20 protein-coding genes are annotated in these 23,499 nt (G+C 67.1%); 9 read left to right on the forward strand and 11 right to left on the reverse strand.

The window, feature by feature from the left end; translation table 11 throughout:
• Positions 1 to 76: 76 nt before the first annotated feature.
• Both DLM85_RS19325 and DLM85_RS19330 read left to right on the forward strand, forming a co-directional pair.
• Entirely contained in the window at positions 77 to 1,465 is a 1,389-nt protein-coding gene (locus tag DLM85_RS19325) for an alpha/beta hydrolase family protein (protein WP_111479814.1), read from the forward strand.
• A 77-nt stretch (positions 1,466 to 1,542) separates the two neighbouring features.
• A complete protein-coding gene (locus DLM85_RS19330) occupies positions 1,543 to 2,154 on the forward strand; it encodes an OmpA family protein (RefSeq protein ID WP_165822214.1) in 612 nt (203 codons plus the stop codon).
• Positions 2,155 to 2,224: 70 nt separating this feature from the next.
• Here the strand turns inward: DLM85_RS19330 and DLM85_RS19335 are convergent, their stop codons facing one another.
• Positions 2,225 to 3,037 carry a carboxypeptidase-like regulatory domain-containing protein gene (locus DLM85_RS19335; protein WP_165822215.1) on the reverse strand — a complete coding sequence of 271 codons (813 nt, stop codon included), beginning with the start codon at positions 3,035 to 3,037 and terminating at the stop codon, positions 2,225 to 2,227.
• A gap of 297 nt (positions 3,038 to 3,334) precedes the next feature.
• Between DLM85_RS19335 and DLM85_RS19340 the strand changes: the two genes are divergently transcribed.
• Together DLM85_RS19340 and feoB are read left to right on the forward strand one after the other, a co-directional pair.
• Positions 3,335 to 3,580 (forward strand): FeoA family protein, encoded by a 246-nt coding sequence (locus DLM85_RS19340; RefSeq protein WP_111479910.1) that lies wholly within the window; start codon positions 3,335 to 3,337, stop codon positions 3,578 to 3,580.
• A 57-nt stretch (positions 3,581 to 3,637) separates the two neighbouring features.
• Positions 3,638 to 5,758, forward strand: a complete 2,121-nt coding sequence (gene feoB / locus DLM85_RS19345) for a ferrous iron transport protein B (RefSeq protein ID WP_243636050.1) — start codon at positions 3,638 to 3,640, stop codon at positions 5,756 to 5,758.
• A 156-nt stretch (positions 5,759 to 5,914) separates the two neighbouring features.
• Here feoB and DLM85_RS19350 read toward each other — a convergent pair whose 3' ends face one another.
• The 10 genes from DLM85_RS19350 to DLM85_RS19395 all read right to left on the reverse strand — a co-directional run bounded on the left by DLM85_RS19350 (position 5,915) and on the right by DLM85_RS19395 (position 19,893).
• Positions 5,915 to 9,037, reverse strand: a complete 3,123-nt coding sequence (locus tag DLM85_RS19350) for an SBBP repeat-containing protein (protein WP_165822216.1) — start codon at positions 9,035 to 9,037, stop codon at positions 5,915 to 5,917.
• Between the two features lie 159 nt (positions 9,038 to 9,196).
• The gene (locus DLM85_RS19355; RefSeq protein WP_111479819.1) at positions 9,197 to 9,898 is read right to left on the reverse strand and encodes an SAM-dependent methyltransferase; all 702 of its coding nucleotides are present in this window, start codon (positions 9,896 to 9,898) and stop codon (positions 9,197 to 9,199) included.
• 89 nt (positions 9,899 to 9,987) lie between these two features.
• Complete coding sequence (locus DLM85_RS19360; RefSeq protein ID WP_111479820.1) at positions 9,988 to 10,764, reverse strand: alpha/beta fold hydrolase; 777 nt, start codon at positions 10,762 to 10,764, stop codon at positions 9,988 to 9,990.
• 99 nt (positions 10,765 to 10,863) lie between these two features.
• A complete protein-coding gene (locus tag DLM85_RS19365) occupies positions 10,864 to 13,863 on the reverse strand; it encodes an NHL repeat-containing protein (RefSeq protein WP_111479821.1) in 3,000 nt (999 codons plus the stop codon).
• A gap of 48 nt (positions 13,864 to 13,911) precedes the next feature.
• Positions 13,912 to 15,849, reverse strand: coding sequence for a sensor histidine kinase (locus tag DLM85_RS19370; protein ID WP_133257158.1), 1,938 nt, complete (start codon positions 15,847 to 15,849; stop codon positions 13,912 to 13,914).
• 100 nt (positions 15,850 to 15,949) lie between these two features.
• Positions 15,950 to 16,534 (reverse strand): PH domain-containing protein, encoded by a 585-nt coding sequence (locus tag DLM85_RS25580; RefSeq protein WP_165822217.1) that lies wholly within the window; start codon positions 16,532 to 16,534, stop codon positions 15,950 to 15,952.
• Positions 16,535 to 17,605: a selenide, water dikinase SelD gene (selD, locus tag DLM85_RS19380; RefSeq protein WP_111479823.1), complete on the reverse strand. Its 1,071-nt coding sequence runs from the start codon at positions 17,603 to 17,605 to the stop codon at positions 16,535 to 16,537. It abuts the gene before it with no gap.
• A 39-nt stretch (positions 17,606 to 17,644) separates the two neighbouring features.
• Entirely contained in the window at positions 17,645 to 18,037 is a 393-nt protein-coding gene (locus DLM85_RS19385; protein ID WP_111479824.1) for a VOC family protein, read from the reverse strand.
• 11 nt (positions 18,038 to 18,048) lie between these two features.
• Positions 18,049 to 19,089: a tRNA 2-selenouridine(34) synthase MnmH gene (mnmH, locus tag DLM85_RS19390; RefSeq protein ID WP_111479825.1), complete on the reverse strand. Its 1,041-nt coding sequence runs from the start codon at positions 19,087 to 19,089 to the stop codon at positions 18,049 to 18,051.
• Positions 19,090 to 19,179: 90 nt separating this feature from the next.
• A complete protein-coding gene (locus DLM85_RS19395) occupies positions 19,180 to 19,893 on the reverse strand; it encodes a pyridoxine 5'-phosphate synthase (RefSeq protein WP_111479826.1) in 714 nt (237 codons plus the stop codon).
• Positions 19,894 to 20,083: 190 nt separating this feature from the next.
• Here DLM85_RS19395 and DLM85_RS19400 point away from each other — a divergent pair, with 190 nt between their 5' ends.
• The 5 genes from DLM85_RS19400 (at position 20,084) to DLM85_RS19420 (ending at position 23,499) form a co-directional block, all read left to right on the forward strand.
• Positions 20,084 to 20,545, forward strand: coding sequence for a GatB/YqeY domain-containing protein (locus tag DLM85_RS19400; RefSeq protein ID WP_111479827.1), 462 nt, complete (start codon positions 20,084 to 20,086; stop codon positions 20,543 to 20,545).
• Positions 20,546 to 20,622: 77 nt separating this feature from the next.
• Positions 20,623 to 21,156, forward strand: coding sequence for a CvpA family protein (locus DLM85_RS19405; protein WP_243636052.1), 534 nt, complete (start codon positions 20,623 to 20,625; stop codon positions 21,154 to 21,156).
• An 89-nt stretch (positions 21,157 to 21,245) separates the two neighbouring features.
• Complete coding sequence (locus DLM85_RS19410; RefSeq protein WP_111479829.1) at positions 21,246 to 21,902, forward strand: anthranilate synthase component II; 657 nt, start codon at positions 21,246 to 21,248, stop codon at positions 21,900 to 21,902.
• Complete coding sequence (locus tag DLM85_RS19415; protein ID WP_111479830.1) at positions 21,886 to 22,668, forward strand: alpha/beta fold hydrolase; 783 nt, start codon at positions 21,886 to 21,888, stop codon at positions 22,666 to 22,668. Before DLM85_RS19410 ends, DLM85_RS19415 begins: the two co-directional genes overlap by 17 nt.
• Positions 22,669 to 22,818: 150 nt before the next feature.
• On the forward strand, positions 22,819 to 23,499 hold the full coding sequence (locus DLM85_RS19420) for a CBS domain-containing protein (RefSeq protein WP_111479831.1): 681 nt from the start codon (positions 22,819 to 22,821) through the stop codon (positions 23,497 to 23,499).

Here is a 23,499-nt window from a genome sequence, read left to right on the forward strand (position 1 = left end):
TTATGTTCGTAGGCCGAAAACGCGCTGACTGGTTCGGCTCCTCCTTTTTCGTCCCGTTTACCTCCCGCACCTAGCCATGAAGCAATGCCTACTGTCTTACTTTAAAAGCCTAAGCTGTCTGCTGCTGACGCTGAGCTGGTTCAGCGCCCAGGCCGCGCCCGCCCTCGACGGTTTCTGGAAAGGGCCGCTTAAGGTGCCCGGCGGCCAGTGGGAAGTTATTTTCCGCGTGGTCACGCTCACCGGCGGCAAGTACTTCGCCACCCTCGACGTGCCCATGCAGAAAGTCACCCGCATGAGCGTCGACGTGCAGCTGCACGGCGACACCGTCATGTTTGTGGCCGAAGAAGCAGCCAGCCAGTTTGTGGGCCGCATATCGGCCGATGGCAAGCACGTGGAAGGCACCTGGCAGCAGCCGGGCCTGAAAGCGCCCATGACGCTGGAATACAGCGTGCCGCCCGCCAGCACCGGCGCCAAGGTGCGCCTGACCCCGCCTTACCGCGAGGAGGAAGTCACGTTCACCAACATTCCGGTGGACCTGCGCATGGCCGGCATGCTCTCGGTGCCGCCCGGCAAAGGCCCGTTCCCGGCCGTGGTGCTCGTGTCGGACGCCGGCGCCCAGGACCGCGACGCCACCGTGGGCGAGTACCGCCCCATGGGCTCCCTGGCCGATTTTCTGACCCGCCGCGGCATTGCCGTGCTGCGCGTGGACGACCGCGGCGTGGGCCAGTCGGGCGGCACGCCGGCCACGGCCACCACGGCCGAGCTGGTGAGCGACGTGCAGGCTGCCCTGAACTTCCTGCGCGCCCGCCCCGAGGTGGACCTGGCCCGGCTGGGCGTTATCGGGCACGGCGAGGGCGGCAACGTGGCCTTGCTGGCGGCCGCGCAGCCCCTGCCCCCGGCCTTCGTGGTCACGCTGGCCGCCCACGGCCTGCCCGGCCGCGACATCGTGGTGCAGCAGCAGGCGAACACGCTCCGCTCCCTCGGCACCGACCCGGCCCAGATCGAAGCCGCCTCTAAGCGCCAGCAGACCATGCTCGACATCATTCAGCAGACCCAGGACAACAACCAAGCCCAGGCCATCGTGGCCAACATGCTGCGCCAGAACAACGAGGCCATCGACCAGGCCACGGCCCAGGCCAGCGCCACCGAGCTGACCTCGCCCCGCTACCGCCACTTCCTGAGCTTCAACCCCGTGGAGAAGCTGGCCGGGGTAAGCTGCCCGGTGCTGCTGCTGCACGGCACCGCCGATACCTACGCCGCCGCCGAGCCCAATCTGCCGCTGCTCGCCAAAGGCTTGAAAGGCAATAAAAACGTGGTGAGCCGAAAGCTCAACGGCGTCAACCACCTGTTCCAGTCCGACCCGGCCGAATGGCCCATCGTGGCTGGGCAGCAGCGCGAAACGTTTTCGCCCCAGGCGCAGGAAATGATCCGGGAGTGGATTATCGGACAGGCCAAAAAACAGTAAGCCGGCGGAATAGTCAACGGAGGGACGGAAGGCTGCGTATGCCGCGGTATTCCGTCCCTCCCTTCTTTTCCCCAACCATGCAAAAGCACCTTCTACTGCTGCCCCTGGCAGCCCTGACCCTTTCCCTAGGCGCCTGCGACGGCCTGAACAAGCCCCAGACCAAGGACGAACCGCAGGAAGCCACCCAGGATACCGCCGTCGTGTACCGCGAGGGCGAGTCGGCCGCCGGGGCCGTGGCCGGGGCCGCCGACCGCTGGGACGTCGACGCGGATCTGCCCGACGCCCGCTTCGACGAGATTACCACCAAGGACGTGACGGTGCGCGGCAACGAGCAGTACAGCGTGTACTCCGTCGACGAAACCGTGTTCTTCGACACCGACAAGAGCGAGCTGAAGCCCACGGCCAAAGCCACCCTCGACCAGATTACCGGTTCCATCGGCAAGCGCTTCGCCGACAAGCAGGTGCGCATCATGGGCTTCGCCGACGCGCGCGGCTCCAAGGACTACAACGAGGAGCTGAGCGCCCGGCGCGCCGAGGCCGTGAAAACCTGGCTGGTGCAAAACGGCAAGATTGACGCCGCCCGCGTGAGCGTGCAGCCCATGGGCGAGGAAGCCCCGGCCGCCTCCAACGCCACGGCCGCCGGCCGCCAGCAAAACCGCCGCGTGGAAATCGTGGTGAAGAACAGCTAGCCGCCAGCCGCCCCCCACAAAAAAGGCCCGCAGTAATGCGGGCCTTTTTTGTGGGAGAGAGAAAACGCTCTTACTTGTAGACGTCGACTTCGGCCTTGATCATGGCGTTGTAGCGCAGACCCGAGCCGTTCGACATCGTAATCAGGCTCCAGCCCTTGCCCATGGAGTACGTCCAGGTGCGGCTTTCCTTGAACTCGAAGGTCGGGCGCATGATCTGGCCGTAGGGCGTGTAGTTGTCCATGAAGTTGGTGGTGTAGAACTTGTCGCCCGACACAATCCACTCCATGGCCACGAAGAAGCCTTCGTCGGGGGCCGGAATGTTGTAGGGCGTCATGTCCACCGTGAACCAGGCACCGCCACCCGGGGCCGACACCACTACGTTTTCGGTGAGCAGGTCGGTGTTGGGGGCGTTGTAGTCGCCGTCGTTCTTGTAGATGCGCACGCGGAAGGGCTCCTTCGGGAAGCCGTGCTCCCCGATGTAGAACGACACGGTGCGGATCATGCCCAGCTTCTTGCCCTTCTCGTTTTTCACGAAAAAGGCGTACTGGCTGCCCGGCATGCCCTGAATCATGCCTTCGCCGGGGTTGTTGCTGCGGGCCCCCATGTTGGCATTCTTCACCTTGTCGGCCGAAACCTCCACGTTTTTCAGCACGATGTTGCGCTTTTCCACCTCGATGATCAAATCCTCGAGTTTGTCGGCCTTCTGCACCGCCACGGCCTTGCGCAGGTAGCCCAGCGCCTGCACGATCAGGGAGTCTTGCGCAGTTTTATCGGGCTTGGCCATCTGGAAGAAGCCGTACTCGTTGGTCAACGCGCCGGTGGCTTCCTCTTTGAGGCCAATGGAAGCAAAGGGAATGGGCTCTTTGGTCTTGGAGTCGACCACGCGGCCTGTGATGCGGTTATCCTGCGCACTTGCCAACTGCGGGAGCAACCAACCTAGCGCAACGAAGAAAAGTAAGCGTCTGAGCATAAGCGTTGGATTATACCCCAAAAATACAAGCCACCGGGCCTTGGATTGCAAGTCTGCTAAGAATATTTATAAGAATGCAATTCCGCAAAGCCTAAGTACTAACGGCAGTTTGCGGGGCCCGGGCCGACGGCCGCTTTTTTGGCGGAAACCTTTGCAGGTAGTACCTTTGTTTATAGCTTGTCTAAATAATCCCGCCCGCCCGTGCCCACTTTGACTGCCCCCCTCGCCACACCCCGGAGTGTGAAGGATTTGCGCCTCGGCGAAACCGGCACCATCTGCTGCCTCAACGACCCCGAAATGGCGTTGAAGCTGCTGGAAATGGGCTGCATCCCGGGCACGCGGGTGAAGCTGAGCGGCCGGGCACCGCTGGGCTGCCCCATCACTCTGCACGTCGACGGGGAGTACACCCTGTCGTTGCGGGTGAGCGAGGCGGCCACGATAATGCTGAAAGATTAACGGGAACGAATGGCGCGTGCGGCAGTAATTGACAAACCCCAGCCTCTGGGGCCGGATGTGACGACGGGTAGCGCGGCCGGCCGCCACACGCGCATTGCGCTGATCGGCAACCCCAACTCGGGTAAATCCTCGCTGTTCAATCAGCTGACGGGCCTCAACCAGAAGGTGGGCAACTTCCCGGGCGTGACGGTGGACCGCAAAACCGGCTCGGCCCAGCTCACCCCGCAGCACCGGGCCGACATTATCGACCTGCCCGGCACCTACTCGCTCTACCCCAAAAGCCTCGACGAGAAGGTCATTACCGACCTGCTCTACGACCGCGGCGCCGACGGCTACCCCGACTTCGTGGTGGTGACGGCCGATGCTTCCAACCTGAAGCGCAACCTGCTGCTGTTCACTCAGCTGGCTGATTTGCAGCTGCCCATGGTGCTGGCCCTGAACATGATGGACACGGCCGCCCAGCATGGCATCCAGATCGACGTGGAGGAGCTGCAGCGCCAGCTGGGCGTGCCCATCATCCCGATGAATGCCCGCAAGGGCGTGGGCGTGACGGCCCTCAAGATCGTGATGGCGCAGGAGCTGGGGCCGCCCACCGCAACGTTCTACCAGCCCTCGGAGCAGCTGCTGCCGATGATCCGGCAGATCCGTTACTACTTCAACCTCCACAACGACTACCTCGCGCTGCACTACGCCCACCAGGGCGACCGGCTGCGCTTTCTCTCGGCCGACGACCGGGCCTACCTCAGCGAGCTACGCGAGAAATACCAGTTCGACTCCATCAGCCTGCAGGCCCAGGAGACGATTGACCGGTACGCGCGCATCTCGGAGCTGCTGCTGGACGTGGTGCGCGTGACGCGGGCCGAGCAGAACGAGTCGACCAGCAACCGGCTGGACCGGGTGCTGACCCACAAGATCTGGGGCTACCTGATTTTTCTGTGGGTGCTGTTCATGCTCTTCCAGGCCATCTTCTCCTGGGCCGCTTATCCCATGGACCTCATCGACCAAGGCGTGGCCTGGCTGGGGGCGCAGGTGAAGCTGCTGGGCGAGGGGCCACTCATCGATTTGCTGTCCGACGGCATCATTGCCGGCCTGGGCGGGGTGCTGATGTTCATTCCGCAGATTGCGCTGCTGTTTGCCTTCATTGCCGTGCTCGAAGAATCGGGCTACATGGCGCGGGTCACGTTCATGATGGACAAGATCATGCGCAAGTTCGGGCTGAACGGCAAGAGCGTGGTGCCGCTGATTTCGGGTATGGCCTGCGCCGTGCCGGCTATCATGAGCACGCGCACCATCGAGAACTGGAAGGACCGCATCATCACCATTTTCGTGGTGCCGCTGATGTCGTGCTCGGCGCGCATCCCGGTGTACACGGTGCTGGTGGCGCTGGTGGTGCCCGACGAGAAAGTGCTGGGTGTCTTCAATTTGCAGGGCGTGGTGCTGATGGGTTTGTACCTGCTGGGCTTCGTGTCGGCGGTGCTGTCGGCCTGGGCCCTGAAGTCTATCCTGAAAGCCAAGGAGCGGAGCTTCTTCATCATGGAATTCCCGGTGTACCGCTGGCCGCGCTGGAAAAACGTGGGTCTGACCATCGTGGAGAAGGTGAAAGCCTTTGTATTCCAGGCCGGTAAGGTTATCGTGGCCATTTCGGTGCTGCTGTGGGTGCTGGCCTCCTACGGCCCCGGCGACGCCCTGGACCAGGCCGAGCAGCAGGCCCGCACCGAGGCTACCCGGCAGCAGCTGACGCCCGCCCAGACCGAAAACCTGATTGCCTCGCACAAGCTGGAAAACTCCTACGCCGGCGTGTTCGGCCGCAGCATTGAGCCGGCGGTGCGGCCCCTGGGCTTCGACTGGAAGGTGAGCATCGCGCTGCTCACCTCGTTTGCCGCCCGGGAGGTGTTCGTCGGCACCATGTCGACCATCTACAGCGTGGGGCAGGACGCGGACATGAGCACCGTGCAGGAAAAGCTGCGGGCCGAAAAGGACGAGAACGGGCAGCCCTTCTTCACCCCGGCCCGGGCCGCCTCGCTGCTGGTGTTCTACGTGTTTGCCATGCAGTGCGTGAGCACCCTGGCCACCACCTACCGCGAAACCAAGGGCTGGACCTGGCCGCTGCTGCAACTGGTGTACATGAGCGGCCTGGCCTACGTGCTGTCGTTTGTGACGTACCAGCTGCTGAAGTAACCTCCGGGATGTGGCCGGGCGCCGGTAAGCCGCTGAAGCGCCGCGGGGCGCCAGAGATACCGTTTTGCACGTACCGCGCAGCTACTGCCCTACGAAATAAAAAAAGCAGCCCCGGCGCCTTGAGTGGTGCCGGGGCTGCCTGTTGTCGGGGCGGGGCTAGCGGCGCGTCACCGGCACCACACCGTGGTAGTTGACCGCGTCGATGCTGAGGAAGTACAGGCCCGCGGGCAGCGCCGCCACCGAAACCGATGCTTCGCGGGTGGCCGGCACGCCGACGAGCTGCTGCCGGACGGTGCGGCCCAGGGCGTCGCGCAAGGTGAGCGTAGCCGTGGCCACGGGCGCGTCGACGCGCAGGGTGAGCTGGTCGGCGAAGGGGTTGGGGTAAGCCGTAAGCTGCCCATCGGCCGAGCTGCGCGGCTTGGCGGCGGTAACGAAGCCGCTGAGCTTGGCCACGAACCCGTTGCCGTAGTCCAGGCTGCTGGTTGCGGGAATGCTGCCGAAGCTGGCTCCCGCGCCCACGTAGCCGGCAACAAAGACGCTGCCGGCGGGGTCCGTTACCAGGCCGTAGGCACCGTCGTACCCGGCGCTGCCGGCTTTCACCGCGCCCAGCCACTGCCCGTTGGCCGCGGCGAGCTTGGCCACGAACAGGTCGGAAGTGGGGTCGTCGAGCGGGTTGGCGACCGTGTTGGCCAGGCTGATGCTGCCGAAGCTGGCGGTGGGCCCGAAAAAGTTGCCGCCTACGTACACGCCGCCGGCGCCATCGGTGGCCAGGGCGTAGCCGTAGTCGTCGCCGGCGCCGCCGGCCTTGACGGCCCACTGCCAGTTGGCCACGCCGCTCGGCACCCGGGCCACGAACACGTCGCTGCTGTCGGTGCTGGTGGAGGCAAGGGAGATGGTGCCAAACGTGGCCGTGGGGCCGTGGAAGCTGCCGGTCAGGTAGAGGTTGCCGGCCGCGTCGACGGCCATGCGCCCGCCGAAGTCGTCGTAGCGGCCGCCGGCGCGCAGGGCCCATTGCCACTGGCCGGCCGGGCTCAGCTGGCCCAGGAAGATGTCGCCCTCGCCGCTGCTGGTCAGAGTTGTATTGCCGAAAGCCACGCCGGCGCCGCTAAAGCTGCCGGTGAGGTAGAGGTTGCCCGTCGCGTCGAAGGCCATGCTGGTGGCTTCGTCGCGGCCCGCGCCGCCTACCTGGCCGGCCCACTGCCAGGCCCCGGTGCTGCCGTCGAGGCGGGCTACGTAGGCGTTGTAGGAGGAGGTGCTGTTGGGGAGCGTGGTGCTGCCGAACGTAAGCGGGCTGCTGTTGCCGCTCCCGCAGACGTACACCCGGCCCGCGGCATCGACCGCCACGTGGTTGCTGTAATCCGAGTCGGGGCCGCCGCCTTTGCTGACCCACTGCCACTGCCCGCTGGCGTTGAGCTTGCCCACGAATACGTCGTCCGTGGCGTAGCTGCCGCGGGTGTTGTCGTTGTTGGTGAGCGAGAAGCTGCCAAAGTCTGCGCTGAGGCTGCCGAAGCTGCCGCTCACGTACACGTTGCCCGCCGCGTCGAGGGCCACGGCCGAGCTCGATTCGTAGCCCTCGCCACCGCCCTGCACTGCCCAGAGCCACTGCCCGGAGGCATCCAGCTTGCCCACGAACAGGTCCGCCTCGCCGGTGCTGACCAGCGTGGTCGTGCCGAAGCTCACCGTGCCGCTGAAGTTGCCGACCGCGTAGAGGTTGCCGTTGGTGTCGCGGGCCACGCCGTTGGTGTAGTAGCCGCTGCTGCCGACGTTGGAGGTGGCCCACTGCCAGGCGCCGGCCGCATTCAGCTTGGCCACGAGGACGTTGCTGCCGTAGCCGTTGCTAGGCAGTACGCTGCTGCCCGCGGTCAGGCGGCCGCTGTAGAACTCGCCCGAGACAAGCACGTTGCCGCTGGCATCGAGGGCCACGTCGCTGGCGTCTTCGCCGCGCGTGCCGGTGGCCTTGCTGGCCCACTGCCACTGCCCGCTGGCGTTGAGCTTGGCCACGTACAGGTCCGATTCGGTGTAGGTAAAACCGGCTGGCATGGGCGTCGAGTTGGTGAGCGTCAGCGTGCCAAACGCGGCGGTGGGGCTGCGGAAGGAGCCGGCCACAAAGGCGTTGCCGGCCGCGTCGACGGCAATACCCTGCACCATGTCGTCGCTGGAGCCGCCGGCTTTGCTGGCCCACTGCCATTGGCCGCTGGGGTTGAGCTTGGCCACGTAGACCTCGGAGAAAGAAGACGTTGAAGAGCCGGTGGTAACCGTCGCCGTGCCGAAGGTGAGCGTGCCGCTGAAGTTGCCGGCCACGTACACGTTGCCGCTGGCATCGGTGGCCAGGCGCACGCCGTAGCCGTAGCCCGTCCCGCCGGATTTGCTGGCCCACTGCCAAGTGCCCGTTGCCGCCGTCAGCTTGGCCACGAACAGGTTGGAGAAGCCGCTGCCCGTCAGCGGATAAGTCCCGAAAGTGGCGGGGTTGCTGGCGTAGGTACCGGTGATGTAAACCCCGCCGTTGCCGTCCACGGCTAGTCCGCTGGCTTGGTCCGTGTTGGCGCCTCCGGCCTTGCTGGCCCAGAGCCACTGGCCGGCCGCGTTGAGCTTGGCCACGAAGATGTTGTAGTTATAGGGCCCCGGCTGGGCCACGCCGTTGACGAGCGTGGTGCTGCCGAAGCTGGCGCTGGCGCTGGCGAAGTGCCCGGTTACGTACACGTCGCCGGCCCCGTCCAGGGCCAGATCCACGCCGAAGTCGGCGTCGGGGCCGCCGGCTTTCACGGCCCACTGCCACTGGCCGGTGCCGTTGAGCTTGGCCACGAACACGTCGGGCGAAGGATACTGGCCGGGGTCGTTGTTGGTCAGCGTGGTGCTGCCGAACGTGACGGTGTGCCGCTCGCCGCCGAAGGTGCCGGCCAGGTACACGTTGCCGGCCGCGTCAAGGGCCAGCCCGCTCGGCGAAGCGCCGGCTACTTGCACGGCCCACTGGTACTGCCCGCTGGGGTCCAGCTTGGCCACAAACATATTGCTTTCGTCCGGGCTGGTCAGGCTGATGCTGCCCAGGGAAATTGATTGTTGGAAGTAGCCCGCCACGTACACGTTGCCGGCCGCGTCGGTGGCGGTGCGGTTGGCAAACGAGCCGCTGCTGCTGGGCCGGGCGGCGGCCTGGCTGACCCACTGCCAGCTCTGCGCCCGGGTGCTTAGGCCCGCCAGGCAGAGCAGCAGGAACAGCAGGGCCCGCAGGGAAAGCCGCCGCGCGAAGCCGGGACGGGAAAAAGAGGGTAAGGGTGTAGGCATAAGCCAGCCGAAAATGAACATGAAAGACAAAAATAGGCCGGATCGGATAGCCCTAGATTAAGAATAGGATATAAATAATTCGGCTCCGGGATATTTCCCGGAGCCGGTAGGCAAAACCCCTGGCCGCTTGGCGTCGCGCCGGCCGCTGGTCGTGGCGGGCTAGGCCCCGATCAGGAACACTGCCGGCTGCTTGTGGATGTCGGGCAGGCCGGTTTTGCGCCAGCCGGCCACGGTGTCGGTGCGCAGGTACTCGGTGGGAGCCGTCAGGTTGGCGGCCACGCAGAGGCGGGTGCTGGGCTGCAGCGCGGCCAGCAGGTCTTCCAGCAGCTGCCCGTTGCGGTAGGGCGTTTCGATGAAGAGGTGGGTTTGCTGCTGGGCCGTGCGCTCCAGCTGCTTGATGGCCGCCGTGCGCTTGCCCCGCTCGATGGGCAGGTAGCCGTGGAAGGCAAAGCTCTGCCCGTTCAGGCCCGAGCCCATCAAGGCCAGCAGCAGGGACGAGGGTCCCACCAGCGGCACCACCCGCACGCCCACGCGGTGCGCCTCGCGCGCCAGCAGGGCCCCGGGGTCGGCAATGCCCGGGCAGCCGGCTTCCGACAGCACGCCGGCGTCGAGCCCGTCCCGGAGCATGACCTGCAGCGCGGCCTTCACTTGCGCCTCGCTCGCGTCCTTGTCGATGACGGTGAGGCGCAGCTCCTCCATCACCTGCGCCGGGGCCACCTGCTTGATGAAGCGCCGGGCCGTGCGGGCATTTTCGACCAGGAAGTAGCGCAGCGCGGCCACCTGCGCCGGCACCTGCGGGGGCAACACCTGCGCGGCCGTGTCGTCGGCCAGCACCGTGGGAATGAGGTAGAGGGAGGGCATAGGCAATGAGTGAATGAGCGAATGAGTAATTGAGTGATTGAGCGGACGGTTTCCTGGCCTGTCACTCATTCACCGAGTCCGTCACTCACTCATTGATTGACAAAGGCCGTCACCAGCTCGAACACCTCCTGGGGCTTTTCGGCGTGAACCCAGTGGCCGGCGTCGACGATGGTTTCCACCTGCGAGTTGGGGAACAGGGCCGGAATGCCGTGCAGCTTGTCCTCGGCGTTGACGTAGTCGGACTTGCCGCCGCGGATGAAGAGGGCGGGCTTGAGGAAGGGCGCGGCGGCGGTAATTTCCTCGCCGAGGGCGGCCACGCCGGCCGTCAGCACGGGCAGGTTGATGCGCCAGGCAAAGGAGTTGTCCTCGCGGCGGTAAAGGTTTTTGAGCAGAAACTGCCGCACGTCGGGCTGCCGGATGTGCCGGGCCAGGGCGTCGTCGGCCTGCTGGCGGTTGTCGATACCCGCGAAATTCAGCGCGTTCAGCCCCTCGATAACGTCGTCCTGGTGCTCCATGTCGGAAAAACGCGGGGCAATGTCGACCACCACGATCTGGCGGACGCGCTCGGGGTGGTCGAGGGCGAAGCGCATGGCCACCTTGCCGCCCATGCTGTGGCCCAGCAGGGTGGTATCGGCCGGGAGCTGCAGCTGGTCGAAGAGGCCGCGCACGTCCTCGGCCATCAGGGCGTAGGTGTGCTCGGCGGCGTGCGGGGAACGGCCGTGGTTGCGCAGATCCACCAGGATGACGCGGAAATGCGCGGCCCACTGCCGGGCCAGCGTCTGCCAGTTGTCGAGGGTGCCGAACAGGCCGTGCAGGATGACCAGCGGCCGGCCCTGGCCTTGTTCGCGGAAATTCAGCTGTAGCATACGCGGGCAAAGGTCGGAAACAGCGGCTAAACGCAGCCGGGCCCGCCGCAGTTGGCGCTGCGGCGGGCCCGGTTCGGGACTGGAAGCGTGGCGAAAAGGCTACTGCCGCACCACGGGCAGCACCTGCTGCTGCCCACCCTGCCTGATGATGAGCCGGTACACGCCCGCGGGCCAGGTGGCGGCCTCGTCCAGCGTCAGCTGCTGCCGGACGCCCGCCGCCCCGCCGAGGGTGCGCGTAGTGCGCACCCGGCCCAGCGCGTCGCGCACGGTCAGCAGCACGGGGCCGGGCTGCCGGGGCTGCACCGCCACCGTCAGCGGGCCGGCCGAGGGCGAGGGGTAGGCTTCGCCGCCCAGCAGCGCGGTGGCCGCGGCGGCGTGCGCGGCCAGCGGGCGGTCGGCCAGCACGGCCAGGAAGGTGCCGCTGAAGTCGCCCTGCGTGTTGCTCACTACGCTGCTGCCGAAGGTGGCCGCGGAGGTGTAGAAGTCGCCGGCCACGTACAGCTGCTGGCCGCTCAGGGCCAAGGCCGTGGTGCCGCTGCTGGGTACGGGCTGAGCCCAGCTCCACTGTCCGGCCGGCGTAGCCTTGGCCACGAAGGCGTAGGTGCCGCCGGTGTGGTAGAGCGTCGTACTGCCGAATACGGCCCGGTTGCTGGCGTAGAAGCCGGTCAGGTAGGCGTTGCCCGCGGCGTCGAGGGCAAAGTCAGTGAGGTTTTCTCTGCCGGTGGCGCCCGCGCCCAGGCCCCAGAGCCACTGCCCGCTGGGGTTGAGCTTGGCCACGAACACGTTGCTGCTGTCGCCGCGCGGCAGCGTGACGCCGCCGATGGTGGGCATGCCCCAGTAACCGCCACCCACGTAGACGTTGCCGGCTGCGTCCAGCTGCACGCGGGAGCCGCTGGCGTCTGCCTGCCCGCTGCCCCACAGCCAGTTGCCGGTAGCATCGAGCTTAGCCACGAAAGCCATATAGCCCGCGCCGGTGAGCGTGGTGCTGCCCAGCGTGAGCGAGGGACTTTGGGAGAAGCCCGTTACGTAAGTGTTGCCGCTGGCATCCAGGGCAATGCCGTAGCTTTCGTCGCGGCCGCTGCTGCTGCCCTTGGTGGCCCAGAGCCACTGGCCGCCGGTGTTGAGCTTGGCCACGTACAGTTCGGTGGCGTAGTTGCTGCCCGCGTTGGGGAGCGTGGTGCTGCCGAAAGCCAGCTGCGGGCTGCCGTATTCGCCGGTGATGCTGAGGTTGCCGGCCGCGTCGACGGCTAGGCCGTGGCAGTAATCGTCGCCGGTGCCGCCGGCCGCTTGGGCCCAGAGCCACTGGCCGCTGCCGTTGAGCTTGGCCACGAACAGGTCCATGCCGTAGCTGGTGCCGCCGTTGCTGCTGAGCGGAGTGGTGCCGAATAGGGCGTCGCGGCTGGCAAATTCGCCGACTACGTACACGTTGCCGGCCGCGTCGAGGGCCAGGGCGTTGATTTGGTCGGCCGCGCTGCCGCCGCCGCGCACCACCCACTGCCACTGGCCGGCGCTGTTGAGCTTGCCCACGAAGGCGTCGCTGCCGGCGGCGCTGAGCGTGGTGCTGCCAAACGTCTGAGTGCCGCTGAAAAAGCCCGCCAGGTAGGTATTGCCGGCCGCGTCGGTCATCAGGGCCGTCACCTTCCGCAGACCGCCCGTCGCCGAGCCTTTGGCCCACTGCCACTGGCCCGTGGCATTCAGCTGCGCGATGAAGGCGTCCGTCTGGCCGCCCGATTCGAGTACCGTGGCGCCCAGGGTCAGGCTCGCCTGCCGGTAGGCGCCGACCACGCTGAGGTTGCCGTTGGTGCCCAGGGCCAGTCCGTAGGCGTAGTCAGAGCCGGGGCCGGTAGCCTGCGTAGCCCATGCCCACTGCCGGTTGGTGCCCAGCTTGGCCACGAAAGCGTCTGACAAGGAGGTGGTGAGCGTGGTGCTGCCGAAGGTGATGCCCGGGCCCTGAGCCTGCCCGCTCACGTACACCGCGCCGGCGACATCCACGGCCAAGGCCTCGGCGATAATGTAGGCGCCGACGCCGCCCAGGTTCTGCTGCGCCCACTGCCACTGGCCGGCCGCGTTAAGCTGGGCCACAAACAGGGCCGAACCCGAGCCGTAGCCTATGCCAGCCAGGGTGATAGTACCGAAGGTAGGGTTGTAGCCGTTGTTAAGTTGGCCCGCCACGTACACATTGCCGGTGGCGTCCAGGGCGACAGCCGCGACTTCCGCGCTGCAGCCGCTGCCGGTGCTGCTACTGCCGCTCACCCATTGCCACTGCCCGCTGGCGCTGAGCTTGGCCACGTAGGTGTTGGAGCTGTAAGCTTGCCCGCCGGTCAGCGTGAGGCTGCCGAAACTCAGGGAGGTGCCACGGTAGGAGCCCGTTAGGTACACGTTGCCGGCGGCGTCCGCCACCATGCTCTTGGCCCCGGCACCGATGGCGCTGACCCATTGGCACTGGCCGGTGCTGCTCACCTGCGCCACAAAGCTGCTGTTGGCCGGCAGCGTTTGGGCGCCCAGGCTGGCCGTGCCGGTACAGTTACCCGCTACGTACACCGTGCCGGTCGCATCGGCCGCCAGCGCCGTCAGTTCGGCGTATCTGCCGCCTTGGGTCTGGATGGCCCATTGCCACTGCCCGCTGCCGTTGAGCTTGGCCACGTACCCGGTGAGCGTGTATTGGACGGCGCTGCTGAGTACGGTAGTGCCGAACGTAGCCAGGTTAGCGCCGAACGTGCCGGCTACGTACACGTTGCCGGCGGCGTCCACCGCTAGGCTCCGTGCTAGCTTGCTTTCTTCGCTGCCCCCGCCCCCGCGCACCACCCACTGGTAAGTGCCGGAAGCGTTGAGCTTGGCCACGAAGACGTCGTTGTAGCCGCCAGTAAGTATGGTGCTGCCAAACGCTACGGTGCCGCTGAACGAGCCGGCCACGTAGGTGTTGCCGGCTGCATCGGTAACGGTCTTGGTGGCGCTGGCCGTACCCTGGTACGGCGAGGTGCCGACGGCCTGGGCCCGTTCCCAGACCTGCGCCTGGACGCCGGCAGCCCGGCAGAAGAAAAGGATGGCCAGCAGCCAGAAACCGGGGCCGCGCCGGGGGCGAAGTAGTGTTGTAATCATAAGCGCATCAAGGCAGGTAAAACGAGGCAATACGCCCCGATGCCAAAGCTACGCCGAGGTTACAATATGTTGTTCGGGCACCGGCGCCGGTTCCTGGGCCAGCGGCAGCGAAAACGTGACGGTGGTGCCCAGGCCGGGCTTGCTCCGCAGCTGCAGCTGCCCGCCCTGCCGCTGCACGAAGGCCTGGCACAACGGCCAGCCCAGCCCGGTGCCGGAGCGGGCGTGGCCGTGGCGGGCCGGCGCGTGGTCCGGGTTCAGCAGGGCCGTTACCTGCTCCGGGCTCATGCCGCTGCCCGTATCGGTCACCTGCACCAGTACTTCGCCCGGGGTGGTGGCGCGCACGGCGCTGAGGCGGATGCTGCCCCCCCGGGGCGTGAAGCGCAGCGCGTTGCCGAGCAGGTTGCGGAGCACGGTGCGGGTCATGTGGGCGTCGGCCCAGGCGGCCAGGCCCTCGGGCGCCGCGCTGGTGAGGGTAATCTGGCGGGCTTCGGCGGCGCTTTGGTGCAGCTCCACGGCCTCCCGCAGCAGCGCGTCCAGCGTCAGCACGGCCGGCTCGAAGGCCAGCTCGCCGGTTTCCGTCACGGCCCAGTTCAGCAGGTTGTCGAGCAGGCCGTTGAGGTGCTGGGCCGACTGCCGCACCTGCTCCGGTAGGCGGCGCAGGCCCTCCTCGTCGCCGCGGCGCAGGTAGAAGTCAATCAGCTCCGTCACGCCCACGAAGGACGTAACCGGCCCGCGCAGGTCGTGGGCCACGATGGAGTAGAGACGGTCCTTGCTGGCGGCCAGGCGGCGGGTGTCGGCGTTGGCTTGCTCCAGGGCCGCGTGGTGGCGGGCCAGGGCCTGGCGGCTGCGGCGCAGCTTCCAGCTGAGGGCGCCCACGCCGGCCAGGCCCAGCAGCAGCGTGGCCACCACGGCCCAGAGCACGCGGTTGCGCAGCTGCTGGAGCTGGGCACGCTGGGTCAGCAGCCGGATCTGGTGTTCCTTGGCGCGGGTTTCGTAGCGCGTCTGCAGGGCCGAGAGGGTGCTCAGGCGGGCCTTGCTGTTGAGCGTATCGTTCAGGGTCACGTACAGCTGCCGCCAGCCGTAGGCCTGCTCGTAGTCCTGGCGCACTTCGTTGATGCCGGCCAGGATGTCGTAGGCATCGAGCACGCGCTCGGGAAAGCTGATGCGCCGGGCCAGAGCCAGGGCACGGCGGGCCAGCTCCTCGGCCTCGTCGGGCTGGTCGCGCAGCAGCAGGATGGTGGCGAGCATAGTCAGCTGGCTGGCCTCCACGCGCGGATTACGGGCGGCTTCGCTCAGGGCCAGCGCCTTGCGCAGCAGGCCTTCGGCCACGTCGAGGCGTTCCTGGCGCAGGTAGTAGGTGCCCAGGTGCCCCACGTACACCGACTCGCCGCTCAGGTCGCCGTAGCGGTGGGCCAGCTGCATGGCGCGGCGGGTGTAGAGCAGCCCATCGGCGGTGCGGCCCATGTAGAAGGAGAGGCCGCCGAGGTTGCCGAGCAGCATCAGCTGGGTGCGCACGCTCACGCCTGGCTCGTGCAGGTGCGCCAGGCCGAGGCGGTAGTTGCGCAGGGCACTGGTGGTGTCGCCGCGCTCGTGGTGAATGCCCCCCATGCCGGCGTAGCTGCGCACGATGCCGTCGGCATGGCGCAGGCGCTGGGCCAGGGTCAGGGCCTGCTGCTGCAACTGCAGCGCGTGCGGGCCGTCGGAGAGGTTGGCGTAGCAGCTGCTGAGGTAGAGCAGGGCGTAGAGCAGCCCGGGCTGGTCGTTCAGGCGGCGGGCCAGGGTCACGGCCTGCTCGCCGAAGGGCAGCGCGCGCGTGGGCGCCACGTCGTGCAGGCCGTAGCAGAGCTGGTTGAGGGCCCGCACGCGGCTGGTGTCTGCGGGAAGCACGCGCAGGCGCTGCCGTAGCCCGGGCAGGGCCAGCGTGTCCTGGGCGCGCGCGGGCAGCACGCTCCCAAGCAGAAGCAACCAGAGCGGAATCCACCGCATGAAGGGCAACAGGTGTGTGGGTAAGCGGGGCAACGGCAGCGCCCGAAGACGGAAGCCGCCCGGAAGATAACAGGTCGTGCTCTGTTTCGGTGCGCCGGCGCTACAGCCAGCAGAACCAGCGGCGCACCGGCTGCAGGCGGGTGTTGCGCAAAAATTCGGCCAGCGGCCCCAGATCCGCCAGCAGCGAGGTCAGCTCCACGGTGCGGCCGTCGCGCAGGTGCAGGCGCAGGTACTCGTAATTGCTCCAGAACGCGCGCCGCGCCCGGCAGCGGCAGTATTCTACCCGCTCGATGTCGTGGCGCGCAAACGACACGGGTACCGGGCCTTCGTACACTTCCAGGGTATTCAGGCGGGCATCGAAGAGCAGGGTGGTGTGGCGGTTGCGGCGGTAGTACTGCGCGTGCAGCAGCAGGCTGGGCACCGCAAAGCCGAGCACCACCGCGCCCAGCAGGCCCAGCAAGCCGATTTCCCACCAGCTGCGCGGGCCCACCAGCAGGGGGCGAAACAGCGGCAGGGCCACGCACAGGCTGGCCAGCGGCCAGATCAGCAGCTGCACTCCGCGCCAGTACGTGACCTGAAACACCGTGCGCCGCCGCCCCAGCAGGCGCAGCCCCCACTGTAGCAGCAGGCTGGCCGCGCCCAGCGCCAGGGCCAGCTGCACCACCGGCCAGAGCAGGCGCCGCACTTACCCGACGATGATGGCCGGCTCGTCGGCCGACTGGCGGGCCCGCAATTGCCCGAACGGCTCGGCCGGTACGCCCGCCTCGCGCAGCAGGGCTTCCACGGCCGCGCGCCCGGCGGGCGTCACGCACACCAGCAGGCCGCCCGAGGTTTGCGGGTCGCAGAGCCAGTGGCGCTGCTCCTCCGTGATGACCCCGACCTTGTGGCCGTAGGACGCCCAGTTGCGCTGGGTGCCGCCCGGAATGGCTTTCTGTTGCCGGTAGCTTTCGGCGGCTTCGATGCGCGGCACCCGCGCAAAGTCGATTTCGGCGGTGAGGCCGCTGCCCTCGGCTACTTCGGCCAGGTGGCCCAGCAGGCCGAAGCCCGTCACGTCGGTCATGGCCTGCACCTCGGCCAGGCGGCCCAGCGGCTCGCCCAGCTTGTTGAGCTGCATCATCTGCCGCGGGGCCAGCTGGGCGTCCTCGGCGCGCAGCAGGCCTTTCTTCTGGGCCGTGGTGAGCATGCCCACGCCCAGAGGCTTGGTCAGGTACAGCAGGCAGCCCGCGGTGGCCGTGTCGTTGCGCTTCAGGTTCTGGATGTCCACCAGGCCGTTGACGGCCAGGCCGAAAATGGGCTCGGGCGAATCGATGCTGTGGCCGCCGGCCAGGGCAATGCCGGCCTCCTGGCACACGCTGCGCCCGCCCTCGATGACGCGCCGGGCCACCTCGGGCGCCAGCTTGTCGATGGGCCAGCCCAGGATGGCAATGGCCAGCACCGGCCGCCCGCCCATGGCGTACACGTCGCTGATGGCATTGGCCGCCGCAATGCGCCCGAAGTCGTACGCGTCGTCGACGATGGGCATAAAGAAGTCGGTGGTGCTGATCAGCGCCTGCCCGCTGCCCAGGTCGTACACGGCCGCGTCGTCGCGGGAAGCGTTGCCCACGAGCAGGCGCGCATCCGGCGCCTGGGGCACGGTGGTGTGCAGAATCTGGTCGAGCACCGAGGGCGCGATTTTGCAGCCGCAGCCGGCGCCGTGGCTGTACTGGGTCAGGCGAATGGCCTCGGCGGCGGTGGGGGCGGGGGTAGCAGCGTTCATAGGAAGGCGAAGTTACAAGGGGATACGTGCCCAAAGGCCTTACCGCTCCCAGGCCGCCCGCTGCAGCACCACGCGGTAGCCGTCGGGGTCCTGGAACGTCAGGCCGTGCTGGTCCCAGTACGGGTTGTGGGCGGGCACCGGCGCAAAGCCCGCCCGGCGCATCCGGTCCACGGCCGCCAGCCACGCATCGGCGTCGGGCAGGTAAAACACCAGCAGGTGCTCGGGCGAAGGCGCCCCGCCGGCCGCGTGGCCGTGCTCCCGGGTGAATTCCAGGTGATACGGGGCCCGCGCGTGGCCCAGCATCAGCCCGTCGAAGCCGGCGTGGTCGGTGAACTGCCCGATAACCGCGAAGCCCAACCCGTCGCGGTAGAAGGGCAGCAGGGCCGCCGGGTTGTTGGTGGGGCGCGCCACGCGCAGCACGGGAACCGACATCGGCGCGCGGTTTAGGCTGACTGAGGGGCCGGGTGCCACTGCTGCACGGCCGCCAGCACCCGGTCGGCGTTGGCTTCCGCGTCGCAGCTGTCGGCGGGCACCCGCAGCACGTGTGGCCGTCCTTCGAGGCCGTGGGTGTAGGTCCGGTCGTAGTAGTCGAGCACCAGCGTCACCATCTTCTCCATGTCGCCCTCGCCGATGGCGCCCATGGCTTCCTTGGTGACGAGGCCGCCGAGGCGCTTGCGCAGGCGCAAAATGGCGGCGGCCAGCGCGGCCGGGTCGTGGCGGCCGTATTCGTCGGCCAGCTTGTGCACCCGGGCGGCGCGCGGTACGTCCAGCACCACCAGCGGGGCTTCGCGCAGCCGGGCGTAGAAGGGCCCCGGCACGGCCACCGAGCCGATGGTGCGGCTTTCGTCCTCCACCCACAGCCGCGCCGCCTCGGGCGAGGTGCGGTACAGCTGCCAGGCCAGGTCGTTTTCAAACTGCTCGGTGGTCGGCTGCGGCCCCTGCCCGATGGCCCCGAACGCGGAGCCCTTGTGGTGCGCCAGGCCTTCCAGGTCGAGGATGGCCTCGTGGCGGCGGGCCAGCGCGTGCAGCACGTCGGTTTTGCCCGAGCCGGTAAGGCCGCCGAGCACCACCAGCGGCTGGGGCTGCTCAAACGAGGCCAGCGCCCAGCGGCGGTAATCCTTGTAGCCCTTGTCGAGCAGGTGCACTTTGAAGCCGGCCAGCTCCAGCAGCCACTGCATGGCCCCGGAGCGCATGCCCCCGCGCCAGCAGTGCAGCCGCACTTCCCGGTGGGGCGCCAGCTTCTGCGCCGCCTTCACCACCTGGCTCATGCGCGGCCCGAAGAAGTCCAGCCCCAGCAGCACCGCCTTGTCCGGGCTCACGCGCTTGTAGGTGGTGCCAATCTGGGCCCGCTCCTCGTCGGAGAAGATGGGGAAGCTCACGGCCCCGGGAATGTGCCCCTGGGCGTACTCCAGCGGCGCCCGCGCGTCGAAAATCGGCGCGTCGGCCGGGCCGGAAAGAAAGTCGGGGAGGGGAAGGCGGGGCAAGGCGGTGAACTAGTGAGGTGGTGAAATGATAAGTTGATGTTCTGGTGAAGCAAGCTGCCGGGCAACTCACCATTTCACCGGCTCACCACCTCACTGCAGCTGCCGCAGGTACTGCTGAATGGTGTTTTCCAAACCCAGGTAGAGCGCGTCGCAGACGAGGGCGTGGCCGATGCTGACTTCGGCCAGGCCGGGCAGCTGCTGGTGCAGGAAAGCGAGGTTGTCGAGGTCCAGGTCGTGGCCGGCATTCACGCCCAGGCCAAGCTGCCGGGCCAGTGCGGCGGCGTCGCGGTAGGGGGCCACGGCGGCTTCGCGGTCCTGGTGGTAGCCGGTGGCGTAGGCTTCGGTATACAGCTCGATGCGGTCGGTGCCGGTGGTGGCGGCGGCGCGCACCAGCTCCGCCACCGGGTCGAGAAAGATGCTCACGCGGCAGCCCATCTGCTTGAAATCCTGCACGATGCCGCGCAGGTAGTCCTGGTGGCGGATGGTGTCCCAGCCGGCGTTGGAAGTAATGGCGTCGGGCGCGTCGGGCACTAGGGTCACCTGCTCGGGGCGCACTTCGCGCACCAGCGCGATGAAGTCGGGCGTGGGGTTGCCTTCGATGTTGAACTCGGTGGTGACCAGCGGCTTCAGGTCGCGCACGTCTTGGTAGCGAATGTGCCGCTCGTCGGGGCGCGGGTGCACCGTGATGCCCTCGGCCCCGAACCGCTCACAGTCGCGGGCGACCAGCAGCAGGTCGGGGCGGTTGTGGCCGCGGGCGTTCCGCAGGGTGGCAATTTTGTTGATGTTTACGCTTAGCTTCGTCATGAATCCCGGAATTAGCGGATTTTTGCCGCCCCAAAGATGGGGAATGGTGAACTGGTGAGGTGGTGAACTGGTGAGTGCCGTTCATTAGCCCATAATTTCCTGTTCTACGCTTTGGGTAGCGGTCCGAGGTGCATCCCCGCGCCGCCGGGCCGTCAACTCACCATTTCACAAATTCACCATTTCACCGCTTATGTCCCTGAAAGAACGCATCGACGCCGATATCAAGAAGGCCATGCTGGCCAAAGACAAAGTGCGCCTGACCGCGCTGCGCAGCATCAAGTCGCAAATCATGCTGGCCGAAACCGCCGAGGGCGCCCACGGCACCATCAGCGCCGACGCCGAGCTGAAGCTGCTCAACAAAGCCGCCAAGCAGCGCCGCGAAGCCGCCGAAACCTACCAGCAGCAGTTTCGCTCCGACCTGGAAGAAGTGGAGCTGGCCGAGCTGGCCATCATCGAAGAGTACCTGCCCGCCCAGCTCTCCGAAGCCGATTTGGTGGAGCGCCTCGTCGAAATCATCCGCCGGGTGGGCGCCACCGGCCCCTCCGACCTGGGCAAGGTGATGGGCGTGGCCGCCCGCGAGCTGTCGGGCCAGGCCGACGGCAAAGCCATTTCGCAGACCGTGAGCCACCTGCTGAACAACACCAATTTTTAATTTGAGGTGACAAGTGACAGGTAACACGTGACAGGTTAGTCGTGCTGACCTGTCACGTGTTACCTCTCACTTGCCACGTGTCACTCAAAAAAATGTCCGGCTTCGACCTGCTCTTGTTGATGCCCCTCGCGGTGGGGGCGGTGAAAGGCTTCCGGCGCGGTATCGTGCTGGAGGTGGTTTCCCTGCTGGCCTTCGTGCTCGGCGTGGTCGGCGGACTGAAGCTGCTGGGCACGGCCATTCCGCTGGTGCGGCACTACGTGGGCGAGGCCTTTGGCATGCTGCCGCTGGTGTCGTTCGTGCTGGTGTTTGCCCTCATTGCCTGGGGCGTACACATGGCGGGCGGCCTGCTCAAGAGCATGATTCACCTCACGCCCTTCGGCATGCTCGACAACCTGCTGGGCGGCGCCGCGGGCGTGCTCAAGTGGGTGCTGGGCCTGAGCTTGCTGCTCTACGCCACCGGCCTGGCCGGCCTGCCCCTCGGCCGCGAGCTGACCCACGGCTCCATGGTGCTGCCGCTGGTGCAGGATGCCACGCCCGTCGCGCTGAACGTGGTCGGCCTCGTCATGCCCTTCGCCTCCGAGCTGCTGAGCACGCTGCGGAACGTTTTCTAGCGGTGAACTGGTGAGATGGTGAAACAGGGAGTGCTGTTCTGGCCTCCCGGACGTCACTCACCACTTCGCTATTTCACCGTCTCACCGCCATGCGCCTGCTGCTGCTCGACAACTTCGATTCGTTTACCTACAACCTGCTGGACTACCTGCAGCAGCTGGGGGCCGAAGTCGTGGTGCGCCGCAACGACACCCCGCTGCCCGAGCTGCTGGCCCTGGAGTTCGACGCCGTGGTGTTGTCGCCGGGGCCGGGCACGCCGCGGGCCGCCGGGGTGATGATGGAGCTGCTGGCGGCCGTGCACGAACGGGTGCCGGTGCTCGGCGTCTGCCTCGGGCACCAGGCCCTGGGCGAGTTTTTCGGGGCCGAGCTGCGGCGCGGCGCCCGGCCCATGCACGGCAAGGTGTCGGAAATCGAGCTGAACACCGAGTCGAACCAAACCAGCGAAGCGCTGTTTGAAGGACTGCCGGCGCGCATACCGGTTACGCGCTATCATTCGTTGGTGCTCAGCCAGCTGCCCGCCGCGCTGCTGCCGCTGGCCCGCACCACCGACCCTGCAGCCGAGCTGATGGCCCTGCGCCACCGTACCCTGCCGCTCTACGGCGTGCAGTTTCACCCCGAAGCCTTGCTCACCCCCCACGGGCTGGCGTTGCTGCGCAATTGGGTCCGGATTGCGTATCATTGCACGAATACGACCGCGCCGCCGGCCCCGCCCGCGGCGCAGACAGACCACGATGGAATTGCAGATTAAGCAGCACAACGGATTCAAGTACGTCGACGAGGGCCAGGGCGAAACCCTGCTGCTGTTGCACGGCCTGTTCGGCGCGCTGAGCAACTGGCAGGGCGTGGTCGAAGAGTTTGCCCGCACCCACCGCGTGGTCATTCCCATGCTCCCGGTGTACGACATGCCGCTCACCCGGGCAGGCATTTCCGGCTTGGTCGACTTCGTGGAGGACTTCACCCAGGCCATGCAGCTGACTCAGCCCGCCGTGGTGCTCGGCAACTCCCTCGGCGGCCACGTGGCCCTGGTCTATGCCCTGCGCAACCCCCAGCGGGTGAAGCAGATGGTGCTGACCGGCAGCAGCGGCCTGTTCGAGGACGGCATGGGCGGCTCCTTCCCCCGCCGCGGCGACTACCAGTACGTGCAGGAGCGCGTGGCCTACACCTTCTACGACCCGAAGGTAGCCACCAAGGAGCTGGTCGACGAGGTGTTCGACGTCACCAACTCCAACGCCAAGTGCCTGCGCATCATTGCTATTGCGCGCTCGGCCCAGCGGCACAACATGGCCAAGGACCTCGGCCGGATCAAAGCCCCCACGCTGCTGATCTGGGGCCTGAACGACACCATCACCCCGCCGGTCGTCGCCCACGAGTTTCGCCGCCTGCTGCCCCACTCCGAGCTGCACTTCCTCGACCACTGCGGCCACGCGCCCATGATGGAGCGCCCGCAGGCCTTCAACCGCCTGCTGCAGCAGTTTCTGGTGCCCGCCGCGGGCCCGGCTGCCACCCCGGCGTAGCATTTCTGCCCGTCACCCCGTAGTTTACCCCGACGATTGAGTTGTTGCGGCGCCACTTCCTGTGGCGCGGCATGCAACCCAACCCGCCCCTTGGCGCTTCTATTAGGAAGCCGACTCGGGTCGTTCCCTCACCGCTTACTCCGAGCCGCCATGCATTCGATGCTCGCCGAAGACTTGCTCAACCAGATGATTCCGCCGCTGAAGGTGTCCGACTCCGCCGGCAAGGCCGCCCGCTGGCTGGAAGAATTCCACGTGGATCAACTGCCGGTGGTCCAAAACCGGCAGTACCGCGGCATGATTACCGAAGCCGACCTGATCGACGTGGCCGCCGACCCCGAGCAACTGCTCTCGTCCGTGCCCTTCGGCTTCTCCGAGGTGCACGTGCAGCGCGACCAGCACTTCTACACCGTCATGGAGCTGGCCATCCGCAACAAGGTGCAGCTGGTGCCCGTGCTCGACGACCAGCGCGAGTACCTGGGCGTAGTGACGGTGGGCGACACCCTGGCCGCCTTCGGCCAGACGCCCGGCGGCGCTACCGGCAACGGCATCATCGTGCTGGCCCTGGAGGAGCGCGACTACTCGCTGAGCCAGATTAGCCGCTACGTGGAGGAAAACAACGCCAAAATCCTCAGCGCCCACGTGTCGGAAGACCCCGACGACGCGCGCCGCATCCGGCTCACGCTGAAAATCAACACCAGCAACCTCAACCGCATCGTGGCCACGCTGGAGCGCTTCGGCTACGTCATCACGGCCCAGTTCAGCGGCACCGGCGAAATTTCCGAGTCCGACCAGGACCGCCTCGACGCGCTGCTGCGCTACCTGAGCCTCTAA

It is taken from the genome of Hymenobacter edaphi (assembly GCF_003258365.1).
Classification (GTDB): Bacteria; Bacteroidota; Bacteroidia; order Cytophagales; family Hymenobacteraceae; genus Solirubrum; species Solirubrum edaphi.